Consider the following 22117-nt stretch of genomic DNA (forward strand, 5'->3'; position numbering starts at 1 on the left):
ATTGAGGCAAAGGTTTTTTTATTTGCATAGAATATGCTGTAGCCAGAATGAGAATATTTTAAAAAAGAAATAAACTAGGCATGTTAAGGGAGTGGTTACCTATGTTTGCCAAAGTTAAAGAGGATATTGCGGCAGTATACGAGCGGGATCCTGCTGCTCGCAGTACTTTAGAAATTTTATTGACTTATTCGGGACTGCATGCTATTTTGCTGCATCGGCTTGCCCATTGGCTTTTTCAAAAGAAGATGTTGTTGCTGGCTAGGATTATATCTCAGTTTAGCAAATTCCTGACTGGAATTGAGATTCACCCTGGTGCTAAGATTGGCCGAGGCTTTTTTATTGATCATGGCATGGGTGTGGTTATAGGTGAGACAACTGAAATTGGTGACAACGTTACTTTATACCAGGGAGTTACATTAGGGGGAACTGGCAAGGAAAAAGGCAAGAGGCACCCAACCATTAAAAACAATGTGGTAGTAAGTGCAGGAGCTAAAGTGCTGGGCTCAATTACTATTGGGGATAATGTTAAAATTGGAGCAGGCTCCGTTGTTTTAAAAGATGTTCCACCTAATTGTACTGTTGTTGGTGTTCCTGGCAAAATTGTCGTACGTGATGGTAAAAGAAATAAAATTGACTTGCAGCATAATCAGCTTCCTGATCCTGTAGCGGAAATGATTGTAAAGCTTCAGCAGCAAGTTGAGACATTAGATAAAAGAGTAAAAGAATTGGAGGTTAAAAATAATCAATGACTATACATGTTTACAATACGTTAGTTAAAAATAAAGAACCTTTTGTTCCGGGAGAACCGGATAAAGTTAAGATGTATGTCTGCGGCCCTACAACATATAACTATATTCATTTAGGAAATGCACGACCAATTGTAGTCTTTGATACGATTCGTAAATATTTAGAATATAAAGGTTATCATGTTGATTATATTCAAAACTTTACTGATATAGATGATAAAATTATTCGCAAAGCATCGGAGGAGAAAGAAGACCCGTTAGCTTTAGCTAAAAAATACATTGCTGAATATTTCCAAGATGCTCATGCCTTAGGGGTAAAAGATGCTACACTGCATCCTAAGGTTAGTGAACACATACCTGAGATTGTAAGTATGGTCAAATCTTTGGTGGATAAAGGGCATGCTTATGTGGTTGATGGAGACGTATATTTTGATATTAGAAGTTTTCCTGACTATGGTAAATTGTCGGGCCGCTCCCAAGATGAACTACAAGCTGGTGCTAGAGTTGAGGTTGACCAACGGAAGAAGGATCCTATGGATTTTGCCTTATGGAAAGCTGCTAAACCTGGTGAACCTGCTTGGGAAAGTCCCTGGGGCTTAGGACGGCCAGGCTGGCACATCGAATGTTCTGCCATGTCCTTAAAATATTTAGGCAATTCTTTTGATATTCACGGGGGAGGTTATGATTTGATTTTTCCCCATCATGAAAATGAAATTGCTCAGGCGGAAGCTGCAACAGGTGCTCCTTTCGTTAAATACTGGCTGCATAACGGCTTTATCACAGTTAATCAAGAAAAAATGTCTAAATCTTTGGGTAATTTCTTTTTAGTTAGGGATGTGTTGGCTAAATTTCCGGCCGATGTGGTACGTTTCTTTTTGTTAGCTACCCATTATCGCAGCCCATTGGATTTCGATGATGTAAAGCTGGAGGAAAATAAAAAAGCTCTAGAAAGAATTAAGAATACTTTCCGCAGACTAAAGGAAGCAATACAAAAAGCAGAGACTGAGCGGCTTAATCAAGATTATTCTGATGATGCTGCAGAGAAATTACTTGCACAGCTTAATAGCAATAAACAATCCTTTGAAAAAGCCATGGATGATGATTTTAACACCGCCTTGGCAATTGGTGTTATTTTTGATATGTGCCGTGAAATTAATACTTATATCCACCATCTAGGTATACTGCCGGGCGATTTAGATGTACTTAAAAAGTCTTGGCAGCTGTTGAAAGTATTAGTTGAAGATATTCTAGGCATTATTCGAACAGCTCAATTAGATTCAGTTCAGGAAAATGATCAATCTAATGGTCTAGTAGAAAACCTATTGAATTTACTGCTGGAAGTGAGGCAAAATGCAAGAAATAAAAAAGATTGGGCTATGGCCGATTTAATCCGGGATAGATTAAAGGATGAGGGAATTATAATAGAAGATACACCTCAAGGAGCTAGATGGAAACGCTAGGAGGGGTGTTTAGATGCGTATTTCGATAGAACTTGAGGAAAATTGTGAACCGGAACAAATATCTCCCCTTGCCCTGGCGTATATTGGCGATGCAGTTTTGGAGCTTTATGTAAGAACTTTTTTGGTGAATCAAGGTTCTTTTAAAGTCAATGCTTTACACAAAAAGGCAGTAAAATTTGTTAATGCAGTAACCCAGGCAAGTCTCTTAAGAAAAATTGAAGAAAGTCTAACCATGGAAGAGCTGGCTATAGCTAAAAGAGGGAGAAATGCTAAATCGGGCCATGTACCTAAAAACGCCGAGGTGATCGATTATCGTTATAGTACAGGATTAGAGACCCTAATTGGTTTTTTGTTCCTGAAAGGACGTACAGATAGAATAGCTGAAATATTTTTAGTGTTGCGCCAAATAGTTGAAGCAATAGAAATTTATTGAAGATAGGGAATTGGAGGGAACAAATGTGCTAATACAGAAACCTCAAGTTTTTGTCCCTGCAAGCCAGCTGGGGGAAGAAGCTCTTTTAAAATTAGAAAGATATGGACGAGTCTGTTATAAATCAGAAGAAAAAACAGAGGATAAATATAACCCCAATTTTTTTAAAACACTGCTTAAAGGTGGACATGAATCTGTTATTGAACATGAAAAGGTCACGGTTTTATTTGTAGTGGATAGAGGTATTTCCCATGAAATTGTTAGGCACCGGATAGGTAGTTATAGTCAGGAATCCACCAGGTATTGCAATTATGCTAAAGAGAAATTTGGGCAGGAAATAGTGGTAATTGAGCCTTACTTTTTAGTGGGCAAGGATGGATATCATTGTTGGAAAAAAGCATGCTTGTCTTGTGAGGAAAATTATTTGGAAATGTTGGATTTGGGTTGTACTCCTCAGGAAGCTCGTTCGGTTTTACCTAATTCCCTAAAAACAGAGATTGTAGTTACCTTTAATTTTAGGGAGTGGAGACATTTCTTTAAACTGCGGGCTTCGCAGGCTGCTCACCCCCAAATTAGACAAGTGGCAATACCGTTGCTTCTACTTTTCCAAGAGAAATTGCCTGCTTTATTTAAAGATATTGAGTATGATACATCTTTTCAAAAAGAACACTATGGGGAGATAGTTCTAACTGATGACTTATTTCAAAAGATTGAAAATTGATACATTTATTCAGGTGCAATAAATAAGCCAATTATAGGAAGTGAATTATTTGACGTACGATACAATAGAAGGTCGTAATCCTGTTTTGGAAGCTCTACGGGCCGAAAGACCCATTAATAAAATCTTTTTAGCTAAGGGTGGCGGGGAGCACACCTGGCAAGAAATTATTAATTTAGCTAAAGTAAGAAATGTACCAATTCAATGGCTGGCCAAACAACAGCTTGAGGAGAAGGCTTTAACTAAAGCTCATCAGGGAATTATTGCCTTAGCCAGCCCTATAAACTATGTTTCAATTGAAGAAATTATTGCAAATGCTAAACAAAAAGGAGAAGATCCCTTTATTGTAATCTTGGATCATTTAGAAGACCCTCATAATTTAGGTGCTATTCTTCGAACTGCAGATGCAGTAGGCGTTCACGGAGTTATTATTCCTTCCCGTCGTGGGGTAAGTGTCAATAGCACAGTAGCCAAAACTTCGGCAGGTGCAGTGGAATATGTACCTGTTGCCAAAGTAACTAATTTAGTGAAATGCATTGAATCTTTAAAAGAACTAGGTTGTTGGGTAGTAGGTTTAGAGGCAGATGCTGAAAAGATGTTTTCTACGGCAAATCTATATGGTCCATTGGCTGTCGTTATTGGCAGTGAGGGAAAGGGGATAAGTAGGCTTGTGAAAGAAAATTGTGATTTTACAGTAAAAATTCCCATGAAAGGTCAGCTTAATTCTTTAAATGCTTCAGCGGCAGCTGCCGTTATGTTTTACGAAATTTTCCGTCAGAGAAAGTACAAATAGTCAAAGGGGCTATAAGGTGGTAATTTTTTGGAAGATGTTTTAATTGTAGACGGATATAATGTTTTAAACGGCTGGCCGGAACTAAATAAGGTAAAAGAAGAAAGCTTGGAACATGCCAGAGAAAAATTGATTGATATCCTCAGTGAGTACAGCGCTTTAAAAGGTGTCCAGGTAATTGTTGTTTTTGATGGACAAATGGTCAAAGGCGGAATTCGGAATGCACAATTTATAAGCGGTATTGAAGTAATTTACACAAATGAAGGGGAAACAGCAGACAGCGTTATCGAAAAATTAATGCACCAACTGCCAAGTAACCTTTTAGCAGCTGTTGCTACTTCTGATTGGGACGAGCAAAAAATTGTTTTAGGCAAAGGTGCCATCAGGATGCCCGTTCGTGAATTAAGGGAGCAAGCATTAGCCCTAGAAAAAGATGTTCAAAAATTTTATCATGTCGGAAAACAAAAAACCGACCTTTTAGAGGCACGTATCGAAAATAAGGTGAGGGCAGTATTGGAAAAATGGCGTCGCCAATAGCAGCACATTATTTTGCAGGTTAATTTCTCGCTTGCTAAGGTAAATGCCATAAGGTATAATAAGTCTTACAGGTGGACAAACTCTGCTTTTGCATTTTATTATGTTGTCTTAAAAAGTCGTTGGTGGGGGCGATTAGATGGGCGTTAATCTCCAAAGAGAGGTTTGCGATACATATGATGGTGTAGACGATGAGATACTTGTAGACGCGGCTCAAGAGGGGGACGATGTAGCCCAAGAGTATCTAATCAATAAATATAAAAACTTTGTTAGAGCCAAAGCTAGATCGTATTTTCTGATTGGAGCAGATAGAGAAGATATTATCCAAGAAGGTATGATTGGACTATATAAAGCTATTAGAGATTTTCGCGGCGATAAATTATCCTCTTTTAGAGCTTTTGCTGAGCTTTGTATAACTAGGCAGATAATTACAGCTATCAAAACAGCCACTAGGCAAAAGCATATTCCTTTAAATTCTTATGTATCTCTAAATAAGCCGATTTATGATGAGGATTCCGATCGTACTCTTTTAGATGTAATATCCGGTTCGAAAATAACTGATCCGGAAGAACTAATTATTAGTCGGGAAGAGTTCGATGATATTGAGGAAAAGATGGGTGAAATACTTAGTTCCCTAGAGTGGCAAGTTCTAATGTCTTATTTAGAAGGCAGGTCATATCAGGAAATTGCAGTGGAATTAAAAAGACATGTTAAATCTATAGATAATGCTTTACAGCGTGTTAAACGCAAACTAGAGCGGTATCTCGAAAAAAAAAGGATGGGTTAATAAAAATGCTTTGTCAGGAAGCATTTTAAATTTATTATTTATTATTTCAACAATTAATTTCGATTAGTAACTTGCATAAATTTGACAGTCTGATTTTGAAAACGAAGTATTTTTAATGCTTGACATCTGTAGACTAAAATATTATAATGTATTTTGTCAGTCGACGCCGAAAGGTGCTGATTGCTAGAAAAATGTGGAGAGATTCCCGAGTTGGCCAAAGGGGGCAGACTGTAAATCTGCTGGCACAGCCTTCGCTGGTTCGAATCCAGCTCTCTCCACCATCTTACATCGCGGGGTGGAGCAGTTGGCAGCTCGTCGGGCTCATAACCCGAAGGTCGATGGTTCAAGTCCATCCTCCGCAACCAGTTGCCTATATAGCTCAGTAGGTAGAGCGTCGCCTTGGTAAGGCGGAGGTCACCGGTTCAATCCCGGTTATAGGCTCCATAGAAAATTAATATCGGCAATACTTTCGAATGACAGAAAGTATTGCCGATTTCTATATTTAGACTATTTGCTAATTTACTATAGGTGCTAGGTACTGATGTCGGCCTGGTTTGACAGATAAGGCAAAATAAGATAAAATATGGAAGAATACATACAATCAATGAATTTAAATTAAGCCTAGCGAATTGATTTTTATTAAGTGTCATTAGAGAGGTGTTTTAAATGGCAAAGGAAAAATATGAGAGGAAGAAACCTCACGTTAACGTAGGAACCATAGGACACGTAGACCATGGTAAAACAACCTTAACAGCAGCAATTACCTTCACCTTATCAAAAGCAGGTGGAGCAGTAGCAAAAGCATATGACGAAATTGACGCTGCCCCAGAAGAAAAAGCAAGAGGAATCACCATTAACACAGCGCACGTAGAATACGAAACAGAAAAAAGACACTATGCCCACGTAGACTGTCCAGGACACGCTGACTACGTTAAAAACATGATTACCGGTGCAGCTCAAATGGACGGTGCAATCCTGGTAGTATCAGCAGCAGACGGACCAATGCCCCAAACACGGGAGCACATTTTACTATCCCGTCAAGTAGGAGTACCATACATCGTAGTATTTTTAAACAAATCAGACATGGTAGACGACGATGAACTAATGGAACTAGTAGAAATGGAAGTAAGAGAACTTCTAAATGAATACGAATTTCCTGGAGATGACACACCAATCGTTGCAGGATCAGCAGCAAAAGCATTAGAATGCGGTTGCGGTTCCAGAGACTGCGAATGGTGCGGCAAGATTTGGGAATTAATGGATCAAGTAGATGAATATATTCCAACACCGGAAAGACCGGTAGACAAACCATTCCTCATGCCTGTAGAAGACGTATTCACCATTACCGGACGTGGAACAGTTGCTACAGGAAGAGTAGAACGTGGAACAATTAAAGTAGGGGAAGAAGTAGAAATAATTGGTTTAAATAGCGAAACACGCAAAACAGTAGTAACAGGGGTAGAAATGTTCCGCAAACTGTTAGATCAAGCAGAAGCAGGAGACAACATTGGAACACTATTAAGAGGTGTAGAACGTAAAGAAATTGAACGTGGTCAAGTATTGGCTAAACCTGGTTCAATTAAACCACACACCAAATTTACAGGAGAAGTATACGTCCTAACTAAAGAAGAAGGTGGAAGACATACACCGTTCTTCAACGGATACCGTCCGCAATTTTATTTCAGAACAACAGACGTAACAGGCGTAGCACACTTGCCGGAAGGTGTGGAAATGTGTATGCCGGGTGATAACGTTAAAATGGAAATAGAATTAATTACCCCAATTGCTATTGAAGAAGGCTTACGTTTTGCTATCCGTGAAGGCGGCAGAACTGTAGGAGCCGGTGTTGTTACTGGAATTAGTGAGTAGTAAATAGTAAACAAACTAAGGAACAGGAACATTTAAGCCAGCGAGATACAATAACAAGTTTATTTGGGAAATTAAGAAGCCGGTTCATCCGGTTTCTTTTTTAGTTCGTCCGGCATGTTGCTGAGCCGATGGGCTGACATGCATAAGCACCAATGACGAGTAGTCAGCATAACGAAACAGGTGAAATAATGAAGAAACGGTACAGTTTGATAGACAAAGTATATAAGAAAGATAACCCGGAAAAAGCCTTTAAGGCCGTAAAAGCAACAATGGCGCTCCCGGAGCAGATGGAGACTTCGGCTTTACCTTACTCGATTAATCCAGTAATATTTTTTAAAAACTTATAAAAAATATCATAATTGGCAAAAAGATAGCTATAGGAGTCTTACTATTGAGATGTTTAAGGGGTAACTCTTGACAGCGTATTCTAATTGTGCTAAACTAGATTAGTAAATCGTGCAATGGGCTTGTTTACCCTAGGGGAGGTGGCACTATGAGAATAGGCATAACGCTGGCTTGTACTGAATGCAAACGGCGTAACTATACAAGTATGAAAAATAAAAAGAATAACCCGGATAGAATGGAATTAAAAAAGTACTGTAGCCACTGCAAAACTCATACTTTGCATAAAGAAACAAAATAGTAATAAGGAAGTGAACGCCAATTGGCTACTAAGAGTTTGGCTAAGCCAGCCAGCGCTAATAAAGCTGCGAAATTCTTTCGTGGTGTCATATCTGAGTTGAAAAAAGTTCAGTGGCCAAACCGCAAGGAAATTTTGACTTATACTTTAGTTGTGTTGGCGTCCGTATTTGTTGTTTCAGCTATGATATGGATAGTTGATTCTATTTTTAGTTCAATTCTTAATGCAATTATTTAATTTGCTGGATTAACTTTTTGGCTTCGGATTGGAGGGAATGGTGCATCCATAGATGCCTGGCTAATGGAAAAAGAATGGTTTGTGATTCATACTTATTCGGGATACGAGAATAAAGTTAAGGCTAATTTGGAAAAAAGAGTTGAATCAATGAATGTTGGAGATAAAATTTTCCGGATTCTCGTACCGCAAGAAGATGAAGTTCAAGTTAAAGAAGGAAAGAAAAAAATAACAAAAAGAAAAATTTACCCAGGCTATGTTCTTGTTGAGATGTATATGACCGATGAATCCTGGTATGTTGTCAGAAATACTCCTGGTGTTACCGGGTTTGTTGGAACAGGGTCTAAGCCGGTTCCTCTCCACACAGCCGAAGTGAAGCAAATCTTAAAACAAATGGGCGTAGAAGAACCTCGAACCAAAATAGATTTTCATGTAGGCCAAGAAATACGTGTTGCTAGTGGACCTTTTGAAAATTTTATTGGTGTCATTGAGGAAATACACCTAGAGAAGGCCAAAGTTAAAGTGGCGGTATCCATGTTTGGTCGTGAAACACCTGTTGAATTAGATTTTTCACAAGTAGAAAAATTATAAGTTCTAGTATTGGCTAGTTTAATAAGGAGGTGGACAAAATGGCAAAAAAAGTTATAGGTTTAATTAAATTACAGTGCCCGGCAGGGAAGGCTAATCCAGCTCCTCCGGTAGGACCTGCACTTGGTCAGCATGGTGTAAATATTATGGCTTTCTGCAAGGAGTTTAATGAGAGAACTGCTGCGCAAGCTGGCTTGATTATTCCTGTAGAAATTACTGTATTTGAAGATAGATCTTTTAGCTTTATAACTAAGACTCCTCCGGCGGCCGTATTGTTAAAGAAAGCTGCCGGTATTGAAACAGCATCTGGTGAACCTAACAAAAAGAAAGTAGCTAAGGTTTCTAGAGATAAAGTTAAAGAAATTGCAGAAACCAAAATGAAAGATTTGAACGCAGTAAGTATTGAAGCTGCAATGCGTATGATTGAAGGTACTGCAAGAAGCATGGGTATTGATATTGTATAGACATAGTATGACTTAAAATTTGTGGGAGGATAAATCCGTTTGACCACAAGGAGGTAATAGATAATGGCAAAACACGGTAAGAAATATGAAGATGCTTTAAAATTGTTTAACCAAGATGAATTATACGATGCAAAAGAAGCTTTGGATATTGTTAAAAAAACAGCTACAGCCAAATTTGATGAAACTATCGAAGCCCATGTAAGACTAGGAGTAGATCCTCGACATGCTGATCAGCAAGTCCGGGGCACTGTGGTATTACCAAATGGTACCGGTAAAACTCGTACTGTTTTGGTTTTTGCCAAAGGAGACAAAGCAAAAGAAGCTGAAGAAGCTGGCGCAGATTTCGTTGGCAGCGACGAAATGGTTGCTAAAATTGAAGGCGGATGGCTTGGTTTTGACGTAGCCATTGCAACTCCAGATATGATGGGAGCTGTAGGTAAATTAGGGCGTGTATTAGGACCTAGGGGATTAATGCCAAACCCTAAAACAGGCACAGTAACCTTTGATTTAAACAAAGCGATTAAAGAAGTAAAAGCCGGTAAAATAGAGTTTAGGGTGGATAAAACATCGATTGTACACGTTCCCCTTGGCAAAGCATCATTTGACTATGATAAGTTAGTTGAAAACTACAATGCCTTCGTAGAAGCCTTGCTTAAAGCTAAACCGGCGGCATCCAAAGGGACTTATATAAAAAGTTTTACCATTTCTTCAACAATGGGACCAGGTGTTAAAATTAATCCTTTAAAATTAATTTCTAAATAAAACATATAATTAAATTTGAAATAAAACTTGATTTATCTCAAATGAAGATATATATTGTATTTAACTGTAGACAGCAGGTGCATTTATGCTTAAAGTACAGCCTGCCGAGGTTATTTTAAAGTGAAATGGTTATACTTGAATTTTAACCATAGACTTAAACCTCTGTTTCTACAACAGAGGTTTTAATATTTTTACCTCAAATACTTTACTTTATTAGTAAGGGGGTGTCACCTTGTCCGATCAACAAAAAGAATTAAAGCAGCAGGTCGTTAATCAAATTAAAGAAAAACTTCAGGATTCTGCTTCGGCAGTACTTACGGATTATCGTGGACTAAATGTTGCTCAGGTTACTAAATTGCGTAACGAACTGCGTCAGGCAGGCGTCGAATATAAGGTATTGAAAAACACCTTAATTAAAAGAGCTGCAGATGATCTAGGCTTAGAAGGGTTAGATCCATACTTAGAAGGCCCCACTGCTCTTGCTTTTAGTAAGGATCCTGTTTCACCGGCTAAAGTTTTATTCGATTTTGCCAAAGAAAATAAAGCTTTAGAAATCAAGGCTGGGGTTTTAGAAGGCAAAGTAATTGAAGTACAGCAGGTTAAGGCTCTAGCTGATTTGCCTTCCAAAGAAGAACTTTTGGCCAAAATTGTGGGCGGTATGCAAGCTCCGTTATATGGATTTGCTGCTGTGCTTAACGGAAATCTTCGAAATTTTGTTTACGCTTTGGAAGCTGTACGTCAACAAAAAGAAGCTAATGCTTAATTGTAAGTACAATTATATTTAAAATTAAAATTTGCTATTACAAAAATGTGATAAAACGAAAGGGGAAAATTTATAATGTCTAAAGTTGCTGAAATTTTAGAAGCCGTAAAAGGCATGACTGTATTAGAATTAGCTGAATTAGTTAAAGCTTTTGAAGAAGAATTTGGTGTGAGCGCTGCAGCACCTGTTGCAGTTGCAGCTGCACCTGCTGCCGCTGCTGCACCTGCAGCTGCTGCCGATGAAAAAACTGAGTTTGACGTAATTTTGACAGGCGCTGGCGACAAGAAAATTAACGTAATTAAAGTCGTTCGCGAAATTACCGGCTTAGGCTTAAAAGAAGCTAAAGAATTAGTTGATGGAGCTCCTAAACCTGTTAAAGAGAAAATTGGTAAAGAAGAAGCAGATTCCATTAAAGCTAAACTTGAAGAAGCAGGCGCTGCTGTTGAAGTTAAATAAGAAAATTAAATTAACATCGTTAATTTTTAGACTCTCATAAATTAAGGCACAATTGTGCCTTAATTTATTTTTAGCTTTCGCATTTAATATCTAATTTGACAAAAACCAGAATATATGTTATTATCAAAAAATGTCATTAGATTCTAATATTTTTAAAAATATGCATAAGAAATTATCAAATGGGAATAATAGGCAGATATGAAAGCAAGTGCTAATCAAGTGTAATTTGTTTTACTTTGTAGTAAATGTTGATTGGTATTGCTTTAATTATTTGTCTAATTTTTGATATGCGTATGGGGGTGAAAGTATGGTATATCCTGTTAAAGTCGGAATCAGGGAGAGGTGGAGTTTTGCCGAAATCCAAGAAGTTCTTGATATGCCTAACTTAATTGAGGTGCAAAAGAACTCATATAAATGGTTTATTGACGAGGGTTTGCAAGAAATGTTTGAAGATATCTCTCCTATACAGGATTTTACCGGCAACCTAATTTTAGAATTTATAGGTTATATACTTGGTGAGCCAAAATATTCAGTTGAGGAATGCAAGGAGAGAGATGTTACCTATGCAGCCCCGCTTAGGGTTAAAGTAAGATTAATTAATAAGGAAACAGGAGAAGTTAAGGAGCAAGAGGTCTTTATGGGGGATTTTCCCTTAATGACCGAAAATGGAACTTTCATTATTAATGGGGCGGAAAGGGTAATTGTTAGTCAGTTAGTACGTTCCCCTGGCGTCTACTATAGTGAACAAGTAGATCCTAGCGGTGTAAAGTTGTATGGAGCTACGGTTATTCCTAATAGGGGTGCATGGCTGGAGTTTGAAAGCGATGTAAATGAAAATCTATATGTACGGGTTGATCGCACTAGAAAAGTGCCTGCTACAGTATTGATTCGTGCCTTAGGTTATGGTACTAATGCTCAAATCTTAGAGCTTTTTGATAATGACCGGAGAATACAACTTACTTTAGAAAAAGATAATGCAAACAGCGAAGAAGAGGCATTGATAGAAATTTATAAAAGGCTCAGACCCGGTGAACCCCCAACAGTTGATAGCGCTCGTTCACTATTGGAAACCTTGTTTTTTGATCCAAAGCGCTATGACTTAGGAAACGTAGGACGCTATAAATTAAATAAAAAGTTAAAACACGGAATCCTCTATCGAGAAAGTGACGAGGAAGAAAAAAAAGAATACATAAAATCCTTAACCAAGGAAGATATAATAGCTACACTGGCAAATTTCCTGCGCCTAATGAACGGTGAGATCAGTCCGGATGATATTGACCATTTAGGCAATCGCCGATTACGTTCAGTAGGGGAACTGCTGCAAAATCAGTTCCGCATTGGTTTGTCAAGAATGGAAAGAGTTGTTCGGGAAAGAATGACAATTCAGGATGTAGAGGTTATTACTCCCCAAGTCCTAATTAATATTCGCCCTGTAGTAGCTGCGATTAAAGAGTTCTTTGGCAGCAGCCAGCTTTCCCAATTTATGGATCAGACTAATCCTTTAGCGGAACTTACCCATAAAAGACGTTTAAGTGCCCTTGGACCTGGTGGACTTAGTAGAGAAAGAGCAGGCTTTGAGGTACGGGACGTGCACCATTCTCACTACGGAAGAATGTGTCCTATTGAAACTCCTGAAGGACCTAATATTGGTTTAATTGGTTCATTAAGTACTTATGCTAGAATTAATGAGTTCGGTTTTATAGAGACTCCTTATCGAAAGGTAGATAAGGAAAGGGGTATTGTCACAGACGAAATACATTATCTGACGGCAGATGAAGAAGAAAACTATGTTATAGCTCAGGCTAACGCTGTTTTAGATAGTGAGGGACGTTTTACAACAGCAAAAGTAAATGCAAGGCATGGCAGCGAGATTATTGTTACCTCTACAGATCGGGTGGACTTTATGGATGTTACGCCTAAACAGGTTTGGAGTATTGCTACAGCCTTAATTCCCTTCCTTGAACATGACGATGCTAACCGAGCTTTAATGGGCGCAAACATGCAACGTCAGGCGGTACCTCTTTTGTGTACAGATTCGCCCTACGTTGGTACTGGAATGGAATGGAAATGTGCTAGGGATTCTGGAGTCGTGATCCTCGCTAAAAATAGCGGAGTTGTTGAAAAGGTTACTGGCAATGAGATAGTTATTAGAACTGATGATCAAAAGCTGGATCGTTATAAACTGCTAAAATTCACTCGTTCCAATCAGGGAACCTGTATTAATCAAAAACCAATTATATATAAAGGGGATAGGATTGAGGCAGGAGATGTTATTGCTGATGGGCCATCTACGGATCACGGAGAACTAGCTTTAGGTCGTAACGTATTAGTGGCATTTATGACCTGGGAAGGCTACAACTACGAAGATGCTATTTTAGTTAGTGAAAAGCTAGTTAAAGAAGATTACTTCACATCTATTCATATTGAAGAATACGAATGTGATGCCAGGGATACTAAGCTTGGACCTGAGGAAATAACCCGAGATATCCCTAACGTTGGAGAAGAGGTGCTGAAAGATCTGGACGATCGAGGTATTATTCGGGTAGGTGCTGAAGTGCGCCCCGGAGATATTTTGGTAGGTAAAGTAACTCCGAAGGGAGAAACGGAACTGACAGCAGAGGAACGTTTGCTGCGGGCTATTTTCGGTGAAAAAGCAAGGGAAGTACGGGATACCTCTTTAAGGGTGCCTCACGGTGAGTCGGGTAAAATTGTTGATGTCAAAGTTTTCTCAAGGGAAAATGGGGACGAATTGGCACCTGGAGTCAACCAACTAGTGCGGGTTTATATAGCGCAAAAACGAAAAATATCTCAAGGAGATAAAATGGCCGGAAGACACGGTAATAAGGGTGTTATTTCTAGGATATTACCAGAACAAGACATGCCCTTTTTGCCAGATGGTACTCCCGTTGAAATTGTTTTAAATCCTTTAGGAGTTCCCTCTCGGATGAATATTGGACAGATTTTGGAATGCCACCTAGGCTGGGCTGCAAAAGGACTGGGCATTCGTGTGGCAACGCCTGTGTTTGATGGAGCCAGTGAGGATGATATAGTCGAAATGCTAGAGAAGGCGGGTAAGCCTACCAGCGGTAAAACAAAATTATACGATGGCCGGACAGGGGAACTATTCGATAATGAAGTAACTGTCGGTTATGTTTATATGTTGAAATTAGCTCACTTAGTAGACGATAAAATTCACGCTCGTTCTACTGGTCCATACTCCCTAGTTACTCAACAGCCTTTAGGTGGTAAAGCTCAATTTGGTGGGCAAAGATTTGGAGAAATGGAAGTTTGGGCTTTAGAGGCCTATGGCGCAGCCTATACTTTGCAGGAAATTCTTACTGTAAAATCCGACGATGTAGTAGGTAGGGTAAAAACTTATGAAGCCATTGTCAAAGGAGAAAATATTCCCGAACCAGGTGTTCCGGAATCCTTCAAAGTACTAATTAAAGAATTGCAAAGCCTATGCTTAGATGTAAAAGTATTATCTGAGGAAGATAATGAAATTGAGATTAAGGAAGAGGATGACGATGTCAGCGAAACTGCTAAAGAGTTAGGCATTGACATTGGCGAGGAAGAAGACGATGAGAAACTGCATGTAGCAAGAATACCTAAAGAAGATGACTACACAGAGGATGAAGAATCAGAAAACGAAGATGATGATGACGACATATTGCTGCAGTTAGAAAAAAAGGCAAATCCAAATGGATTAGAACAGGATAAAGATGAATTTATAGACGACGACCCATTTGAGGATGAAGACTAATAGCCTTCGCGAATACTGTACTTAGTTTTTAAACCAATCCTGAGCTGAGCCTATGACTTGGCTTAAAGCTAAGACGAAGGGAGAGAAGGTCTTTGTTGGATGTTAACAACTTTGATCGTATGCGCATTGGTCTAGCTTCGCCGGAACAAATTCGTGCTTGGTCCAGCGGAGAGGTTAAAAAGCCTGAAACAATTAACTATCGTACGCTTAAACCTGAAAGAGATGGTTTGTTCTGCGAACGGATCTTTGGCCCAACTAGAGACTGGGAATGTCATTGTGGTAAATATAAACGGGTAAGGTATAAAGGAATTGTCTGTGATCGATGTGGAGTTGAAGTAACCCGTTCCAAAGTACGGCGGGAACGCTTAGGACATATTGAATTAGCTGCTCCTGTCTCCCACATCTGGTACTTTAAAGGAATACCCAGCCGAATGGGATTGTTATTGGATATTTCCCCTCGTTCCTTGGAAAAAGTTTTATATTTTGTTTCCTACGTAGTAACAGACCCAGGGGATACTCCTTTGATGAAAAAACAATTGTTATCGGAAAACGAATATCGTGAATATAGAGATAAATACGGCAGTAATTTTGATGCGGGAATGGGTGCCGAGTCAGTCAAAAAGCTTTTGGAAGAAATGAACCTTGATGAATTAGCTGCTGAATTGCGGGAAGAATTAAAAGATGCCAGCGGACAAAGAAAAGTTCGTGCCGTTCGCCGCTTAGAAGTAGTAGAGGCTTTTAAAAACTCTGGCAATAGGCCTGAATGGATGATTTTAGATGTGGTTCCTGTTATTCCTCCCGAACTGAGACCTATGGTGCAGTTAGACGGAGGTAGATTTGCCACTTCTGATTTAAATGACTTATACCGTCGAGTTATTAACCGAAATAACCGCCTTAAAAGATTGTTGGATCTAGGTGCCCCTGATATTATTGTTCGTAACGAAAAAAGGATGCTGCAAGAGGCTGTAGATGCTTTAATAGATAACGGCCGACGTGGCAGACCTGTCACCGGTCCCGGCAACCGTCCCTTAAAATCTTTAAGCGATATGCTAAAAGGAAAGCAAGGGCGCTTTAGACAGAACTTGTTAGGGAAAAGGGTAGACTATTCTGGCCGTTCCGTTATTGTAGTTGGGCCTGAATTAAGTATGCATCAGTGTGGTTTACCTAAGGAAATGGCTTTAGAACTCTTTAAACCCTTTGTCATGAAGAGGTTAGTGGATGAAGGTTACGCCCATAACATTAAAAGTGCCAAAAGAATGGTTGAAAGAGTAAGAAATGAAGTTTGGGATGTTTTGGAGGAAGTTATTAAGGAACACCCAGTTCTTCTAAATAGGGCTCCAACCTTGCACCGCTTGGGAATTCAAGCCTTTGAACCTGTGTTGGTTGGGGGAAGGGCTTTGCAGCTTCACCCCTTAGTTTGTACAGCTTATAATGCGGACTTTGACGGTGACCAAATGGCAGTACACGTACCATTATCAGCGGAAGCTCAGGCTGAAGCAAGGCTATTGATGCTTTCCTCTAACAACATTTTGAATCCTAAAGATGGCCGCCCTGTTTCAACGCCAACGCAAGATATGGTCTTGGGCTCTTATTACTTGACCGTGGACAAGGATGGTGCTAAAGGAGAAGGAAAAATATTTAAAAACTACGAAGAAGCTTATTTAGCCTATACATTTGGAACCGTTGATTTGCATGCCAAAATTAAAGTTAAAGATAATGGGCAGTGGCTAGAGACAACTGTGGGAAGGTTAATCTTTAATAAAGAAGTTCCTATCCCCCCTGAACTTGGCTTTTATAACGAAGAAGTAGGTAAAAAGAAATTAGGGGAAATTGTCGGACGTTGTTATAAAATTCTTGGCAATTCAGTTACTGCTAAACTATTAGATGGGATCAAAAGATTAGGATATAAATATTCCACTAAGGCAGGAATAACTATTAGTGTTCCTGACATAAAAGTTCCCGAAGCGAAAAAGGTAATTTTGGAACAAACTGAAGAACAAGTTGATAAGGTTGAACAAATGTATCGCCGGGGATTAATTACAGAGGAAGAAAGATATCAAAAAATAACAACTATGTGGAGCAAAGCAACGGAAGACGTTACAAATTCATTAATGACTTCTTTGGATAAATTCAATCCTGTCTATATGATGGCTAATTCTGGTGCTCGTGGTAACGTGCAGCAAATTCGTCAGTTGGCAGGAATGAGAGGCTTAATGGCTGACCCCTCAGGAAGAATTATTGACTTGCCAATTAAAGCAAACTTTAGAGAAGGTTTGACAGTTCTAGAGTATTTTATCTCGACTCACGGAGCTAGAAAGGGTTTGGCGGATACGGCCTTAAGAACAGCTGACTCTGGTTATCTGACTCGCCGTCTGGTTGATGTAGCACAAGATGTTATAGTGCGTGAGGAAGATTGCGGAACAACGACGGGTATTATAGTTGAAGAAATAAAAGAAGGCAACGAAAAAATTGAACAGCTGTCCGAACGCATTGAGGGGAGATTTGCTTTAGAAGATATTAAGGATCCTGCTACAGGTGAAATAATCGTAGCTGCAGATACAGAAATCAGCGAAGCGGCAGCCAAACAAGTCGTAAATGCAGGAATTAAACAGGTTAAAATCCGCTCTGTAGTAACTTGTAAAAGTAAATATGGAGTATGCGCCAAATGTTATGGCCGAAACTTAGCTACAGGTTCTTTAGTAGAAATAGGTGAAGCAGTAGGCATTATTGCTGCTCAGTCTATTGGTGAACCAGGTACCCAGTTAACCATGCGTACCTTCCACACTGGGGGTGTTGCCGGTGATGACATTACTCAAGGTTTGCCGAGGGTAGAAGAACTCTTCGAAGCTCGTAAGCCAAAAGGTCAGGCTATTATTGCTGAGGTCAGCGGTAAAGTAGAAATAACTGAAAATAAGGGCCGTCGTGAAGTTGTAATTACAACAAATGATGGAGAACGCTTTGATTATCAAATTCCCTATGGCTCGAGAATTAAAGTAGAAGAAGGTTCCATAGTGGAGGCAGGGGACGAATTAACGGAAGGCTCCGTTAATCCCCATGACTTATTAAAGGTAAAAGGTGTCCGTGGTGTTCAAGTTTACCTTTTGCGTGAAGTCCAACGGGTTTATAGACTCCAAGGTGTGGATATTAATGATAAGCATATTGAAGTTATGGTTCGACAAATGCTGCGGAAAGTTAAAGTTGAGGATCCAGGAGATACCATGCTCTTGTCTGGCGGCTTAATAGATATGTTTGAATTTGAAGAGGAAAATGAAAAAGCAATTGCAGCAGGAGGGGAACCGGCTGTTGGTAAACCGGTGTTACTTGGTATAACTAAGGCATCTCTAGCAACGGACTCCTTCTTATCGGCAGCCTCCTTCCAGGAAACAACGAGAGTTTTAACGGAAGCAGCCATTAAAGGCAAATTAGATCCATTAATAGGATTAAAAGAAAACGTAATTATTGGTAAGTTGATTCCGGCAGGCACTGGTATGTCTAGATACCGCAATATTAGGGTCTTTAACAGTGAAACCAATAGCGAAGAAATACAAAATTCTTGACACTAATGTTGAGTAATGTTAATATGTATAAGTGTGTATTGTCAAAGGGAGGTTCTTGAAGAATGCCCTATGAAAGGCTAAAAAATGCCACCAAAAAAACTATTGGTACAAAACAGACCATTAAAGCCGTTCAAAGAGGTGCTGCTTTAGTGGTGTATATAGCAAAAGATGCTGAACCTCGTGTCCTTGACCCTTTGGTTAAGTTGTGCCAGGAAAAAGGTCTGGAAGTAGTCATGGTAGATTCCATGTTGGAATTGGGTAAAGCATGTGGCATTGAAGTCGGTTCAGCTTCGGCTGCGGTTGTGACAGACTAAGTAAAGGAAATGCGTGGTTGGCAATGCAAATACATTGCTAACCACTATACCTTTTGATTGAGGAAGGAGGTGGATTAGATGCCGACAATTCACCAACTAGTAAGAAAAGGCAGGGAAGTTGCAGAAAAGAAATCAACAGCTCCCGCTTTAAAAGAGTCACCACAAAAAAGAGGAGTTTGCACAAGAGTCTATACTACCACACCTAAAAAGCCTAACTCAGCACTACGTAAAGTAGCTCGTGTAAGGCTCACTAATGGTATTGAAATAACAGCCTATATTCCTGGAATTGGACACAATTTACAGGAACACTCGGTGGTGTTGGTTAGAGGCGGCAGGGTTAAGGATTTACCTGGTGTAAGATATCACATTGTTCGTGGTGCCCTTGATACGGCAGGTGTGCAAAAAAGAGAACAAGGCCGCTCTAAATATGGTGCAAAAAGAGCTAAGAAAAAATAATTAATTAAATAAAATAAGTAACTGTTTGAATTGAGTGCCCTTGAAAAATGGCCAGAAGAATAGATTAGAACTCCAAAAAAAGTTCGGAAGCCAAAAAAGAATTGCAAAGGGGGGAACTTAATGCCAAGAAGAGGCGGAGTACAAAAACGGGACGTATTACCTGACCCGATTTATGGCAGCAAAGTTTTAACTAAATTTATCAATCAAATTATGCTTGATGGGAAGAAAGGCACTGCAGAATCAATTTGCTATGGTGCCTTAGATATGATTCAAGAAAAAACCGGCAAAGATCCTATAGAAGTCTTTGAACAGGCTTTGAAAAATGTAATGCCCGTTCTTGAAGTAAAAGCACGCCGAGTAGGTGGTGCTAACTACCAAGTACCCATAGAAGTTAGACCAGAAAGGCGCCAAACCCTAGCTATCCGTTGGTTAGTCAATTATGCACGCCAACGTGGTGGGAAGAGTATGCAAGAAAAATTAGCTAGCGAATTAATGGATGCAGCTAACAATACGGGCGCTTCGGTTAAAAAACGCGAAGATACTCATAAAATGGCTGAGGCAAATAAGGCATTTGCCCATTACAGATGGTAATATTTTCAGGGGCCAGGTTTACTAAATAACGTAAACCAGTTGAAGCAGAAGGGGGGATAACTATGGCAAGACAATTTTCGTTGGAAAATACGAGAAATATAGGTATCATGGCCCATATTGATGCAGGAAAAACAACTACCACTGAACGTATTTTGTTCTATACCGGTAGAGTTCATAAAATTGGTGAAGTACACGATGGTGCGGCTACCATGGACTGGATGGTTCAAGAACAGGAAAGAGGTATTACAATTACTTCTGCTGCGACGACTTGTAAGTGGAGAGATCATCGTATTAACATCATTGATACGCCAGGCCACGTGGACTTTACAGTTGAAGTTGAACGTTCTTTAAGGGTGTTAGATGGTGCAGTGGCAGTTTTTTGTTCCGTAGGCGGTGTTGAGCCCCAGTCGGAAACAGTATGGCGCCAAGCTGATAAATATGGGGTACCTCGTATCGCATTTATTAATAAAATGGACCGTATGGGTGCTGACTTCTTTAGAGGAGTCAACATGATCAAGGAAAGATTAGGTGCAAACCCGGTACCGATTCAAATACCTATTGGTGCAGAAGATGGATTTAAAGGAATTGTAGATTTAGTAACCGAAACAGCAATTGTTTATACAGACGATTTAGGCACAGAGAGCGAAGAAACGGCTATACCTGATGATTTAAAAGAAATCGTTGCGGAATATCGTGAAAAACTTATTGAAGCAGTTGCTGAGTCTGATGAAGAACTAATGATGAAATACTTAGAAGGCGAAGAGCTTACTGAAGATGAAATTAGAAGGGGAATTAGAAAAGGGACATTATCCGTTAGTATGATTCCTGTACTGTGTGGTTCTGCCTTTAAAAACAAAGGGGTTCAACCTTTACTCGATGCAGTTGTGGATTATATGCCGTCACCCTTGGATGTACCTGCTATTAATGGTACAAATCCAGAAAACTGTGAGGAAGACCATCGGAGGGCTGCTGATGATGAGCCTTTCTCTGCACTAGCATTTAAAATTATGAGTGATCCATATGTTGGAAAGTTAACATTCTTTAGGGTCTACTCTGGTACTATGAAATCTGGTTCTTACGTTTATAACTCAACTAAAGGAAAAAGAGAACGTATTGGACGGATTTTGCTAATGCATGCCAACCACAGAGAAGAAATTTCCGAAGTTATGGCTGGGGATATTGCCGCTGCAGTAGGGTTGAAAGAAACTACCACGGGTGATACGTTGTGTGACGAAGAAAAGCCGATTGTCTTGGAATCTATGGAATTCCCAGAACCGGTTATTGATGTGGCTATAGAACCTAAAACCAAAGCGGACCAAGAGAAAATGAGCATTGCACTGCAAAAATTAGCTGAAGAAGACCCGACTTTCAAGATGCATACTGATCAAGAATCGGGGCAGACCATAATTTCCGGAATGGGTGAATTGCACCTGGATATTATTGCAGACCGTTTATTGCGTGAGTTCAAAGTTGATGCGACAGTTGGACGTCCGCAAGTTGCTTATAGGGAAACAATCAAAAGTTCGACTAAAGTTGAAGGGAAATTTGTACGCCAGTCTGGCGGCCGTGGACAATATGGCCACGTGTGGTTAGAATTAGAACCATTGGAAAGAGGTAAAGGTTACGAATTCGAAAGTAAAATTGTTGGAGGTGCTATTCCTAAGGAATATATAGCACCTGTAGACAGTGGCGTACGGGAAGCCATGGAAAACGGAGTTTTAGCGGGCTATCCTACTATCGATGTAAAGGTAACATTATATGATGGTTCATACCACGATGTAGACTCTTCAGAAATGGCATTTAAAATTGCTGGTTCCATGGGATTTAAGGCCGGTGCCAAGAAAGCTAATCCGGTGATTTTAGAACCAATTATGAAAATAGAAGTTGTTGTACCCGATGAATATATGGGTGACGTAATTGGTGACATCAATTCAAGACGTGGACGAATTGAAGGTATGGAACCAAGATCTGGAACCCAGGTAATTAGAGGATATGTGCCTTTGGGAGAAATGTTTGGTTATGCTACTGATTTGCGTTCTCGGACTCAAGGAAGAGGCGTTTACACAATGCAGTTTTCCCACTATGATGAAGTTCCCAGAAACATTGCTGAAGAAATCATTGCAAAACGCCAGGGTGCGTAACTTATCTGCTTAATCTGGCGGCTATTAAATACTGCTAGATACTATACATTATAA

21 protein-coding genes, 3 tRNA genes and 2 other annotated features (1 of these 26 running past the window's edge) are annotated in these 22117 nt (G+C 39.6%); all 24 genes read left to right on the top strand.

The window, feature by feature from the left end; genetic code table 11:
- Window position 1, top strand: a binding site (T-box leader) (it extends 230 nt beyond the left edge of the window).
- Window positions 2–101: 100 nt separating this feature from the next.
- The 24 genes from epsC to fusA all read left to right on the top strand — a co-directional run bounded on the left by epsC (window position 102) and on the right by fusA (window position 22063).
- Entirely contained in the window at window positions 102–749 is a 648-nt protein-coding gene (epsC, locus tag RDV78_07855) for a serine O-acetyltransferase EpsC (protein ID MDS1030395.1), read from the top strand.
- A 2-nt stretch (window positions 750–751) separates the two neighbouring features.
- The gene (cysS, locus tag RDV78_07860; GenBank protein ID MDS1030396.1) at window positions 752–2206 is read left to right on the top strand and encodes a cysteine--tRNA ligase; all 1455 of its coding nucleotides are present in this window, start codon (window positions 752–754) and stop codon (window positions 2204–2206) included.
- Window positions 2207–2219: 13 nt separating this feature from the next.
- The gene (locus RDV78_07865) at window positions 2220–2639 is read left to right on the top strand and encodes a ribonuclease III domain-containing protein (GenBank protein MDS1030397.1); all 420 of its coding nucleotides are present in this window, start codon (window positions 2220–2222) and stop codon (window positions 2637–2639) included.
- Between the two features lie 25 nt (window positions 2640–2664).
- On the top strand, window positions 2665–3357 hold the full coding sequence (gene thyX / locus RDV78_07870; protein ID MDS1030398.1) for an FAD-dependent thymidylate synthase: 693 nt from the start codon (window positions 2665–2667) through the stop codon (window positions 3355–3357).
- 49 nt (window positions 3358–3406) lie between these two features.
- Window positions 3407–4147, top strand: coding sequence for a 23S rRNA (guanosine(2251)-2'-O)-methyltransferase RlmB (gene rlmB / locus RDV78_07875; protein ID MDS1030399.1), 741 nt, complete (start codon window positions 3407–3409; stop codon window positions 4145–4147).
- A gap of 27 nt (window positions 4148–4174) precedes the next feature.
- Window positions 4175–4681: an NYN domain-containing protein gene (locus RDV78_07880; protein MDS1030400.1), complete on the top strand. Its 507-nt coding sequence runs from the start codon at window positions 4175–4177 to the stop codon at window positions 4679–4681.
- Window positions 4682–4817: 136 nt separating this feature from the next.
- Window positions 4818–5465: an RNA polymerase sporulation sigma factor SigH gene (gene sigH, locus RDV78_07885; GenBank protein MDS1030401.1), complete on the top strand. Its 648-nt coding sequence runs from the start codon at window positions 4818–4820 to the stop codon at window positions 5463–5465.
- A 195-nt stretch (window positions 5466–5660) separates the two neighbouring features.
- A tRNA-Tyr gene (locus tag RDV78_07890) sits at window positions 5661–5746 on the top strand.
- An 8-nt stretch (window positions 5747–5754) separates the two neighbouring features.
- Window positions 5755–5830 (top strand) — tRNA-Met (locus RDV78_07895).
- A 3-nt stretch (window positions 5831–5833) separates the two neighbouring features.
- A tRNA-Thr gene (locus RDV78_07900) sits at window positions 5834–5909 on the top strand.
- A gap of 222 nt (window positions 5910–6131) precedes the next feature.
- Window positions 6132–7334 (top strand): elongation factor Tu, encoded by a 1203-nt coding sequence (tuf, locus tag RDV78_07905; GenBank protein ID MDS1030402.1) that lies wholly within the window; start codon window positions 6132–6134, stop codon window positions 7332–7334.
- Window positions 7335–7827: 493 nt separating this feature from the next.
- Window positions 7828–7977 (top strand): 50S ribosomal protein L33, encoded by a 150-nt coding sequence (gene rpmG, locus RDV78_07910; protein ID MDS1030403.1) that lies wholly within the window; start codon window positions 7828–7830, stop codon window positions 7975–7977.
- A 21-nt stretch (window positions 7978–7998) separates the two neighbouring features.
- Entirely contained in the window at window positions 7999–8211 is a 213-nt protein-coding gene (secE, locus tag RDV78_07915) for a preprotein translocase subunit SecE (GenBank protein MDS1030404.1), read from the top strand.
- A 63-nt stretch (window positions 8212–8274) separates the two neighbouring features.
- The gene (gene nusG / locus RDV78_07920) at window positions 8275–8799 is read left to right on the top strand and encodes a transcription termination/antitermination protein NusG (protein MDS1030405.1); all 525 of its coding nucleotides are present in this window, start codon (window positions 8275–8277) and stop codon (window positions 8797–8799) included.
- 38 nt (window positions 8800–8837) lie between these two features.
- The gene (gene rplK, locus RDV78_07925; protein MDS1030406.1) at window positions 8838–9260 is read left to right on the top strand and encodes a 50S ribosomal protein L11; all 423 of its coding nucleotides are present in this window, start codon (window positions 8838–8840) and stop codon (window positions 9258–9260) included.
- 63 nt (window positions 9261–9323) lie between these two features.
- Window positions 9324–10022: a 50S ribosomal protein L1 gene (gene rplA / locus RDV78_07930; protein ID MDS1030407.1), complete on the top strand. Its 699-nt coding sequence runs from the start codon at window positions 9324–9326 to the stop codon at window positions 10020–10022.
- Window positions 10023–10068: 46 nt separating this feature from the next.
- Window positions 10069–10217, top strand: a sequence feature (ribosomal protein L10 leader region).
- Between the two features lie 37 nt (window positions 10218–10254).
- The gene (rplJ, locus tag RDV78_07935) at window positions 10255–10785 is read left to right on the top strand and encodes a 50S ribosomal protein L10 (protein MDS1030408.1); all 531 of its coding nucleotides are present in this window, start codon (window positions 10255–10257) and stop codon (window positions 10783–10785) included.
- A gap of 75 nt (window positions 10786–10860) precedes the next feature.
- Window positions 10861–11241: a 50S ribosomal protein L7/L12 gene (gene rplL / locus RDV78_07940; GenBank protein ID MDS1030409.1), complete on the top strand. Its 381-nt coding sequence runs from the start codon at window positions 10861–10863 to the stop codon at window positions 11239–11241.
- Between the two features lie 307 nt (window positions 11242–11548).
- The gene (rpoB, locus tag RDV78_07945) at window positions 11549–15004 is read left to right on the top strand and encodes a DNA-directed RNA polymerase subunit beta (protein MDS1030410.1); all 3456 of its coding nucleotides are present in this window, start codon (window positions 11549–11551) and stop codon (window positions 15002–15004) included.
- Between the two features lie 92 nt (window positions 15005–15096).
- Window positions 15097–18561, top strand: coding sequence for a DNA-directed RNA polymerase subunit beta' (gene rpoC / locus RDV78_07950; GenBank protein ID MDS1030411.1), 3465 nt, complete (start codon window positions 15097–15099; stop codon window positions 18559–18561).
- A 62-nt stretch (window positions 18562–18623) separates the two neighbouring features.
- Entirely contained in the window at window positions 18624–18875 is a 252-nt protein-coding gene (locus tag RDV78_07955; GenBank protein ID MDS1030412.1) for a ribosomal L7Ae/L30e/S12e/Gadd45 family protein, read from the top strand.
- Window positions 18876–18953: 78 nt separating this feature from the next.
- Window positions 18954–19331 carry a 30S ribosomal protein S12 gene (rpsL, locus tag RDV78_07960; protein ID MDS1030413.1) on the top strand — a complete coding sequence of 126 codons (378 nt, stop codon included), beginning with the start codon at window positions 18954–18956 and terminating at the stop codon, window positions 19329–19331.
- A 120-nt stretch (window positions 19332–19451) separates the two neighbouring features.
- Window positions 19452–19922 carry a 30S ribosomal protein S7 gene (gene rpsG, locus RDV78_07965; GenBank protein MDS1030414.1) on the top strand — a complete coding sequence of 157 codons (471 nt, stop codon included), beginning with the start codon at window positions 19452–19454 and terminating at the stop codon, window positions 19920–19922.
- A 62-nt stretch (window positions 19923–19984) separates the two neighbouring features.
- Window positions 19985–22063, top strand: coding sequence for an elongation factor G (gene fusA / locus RDV78_07970; protein ID MDS1030415.1), 2079 nt, complete (start codon window positions 19985–19987; stop codon window positions 22061–22063).
- Window positions 22064–22117: the final 54 nt, after the last annotated feature.

This window comes from Bacillota bacterium LX-D, from assembly GCA_031628995.1.
Taxonomy (GTDB): Bacteria; Bacillota; DUOV01; order DUOV01; family Zhaonellaceae; genus JAVLUO01.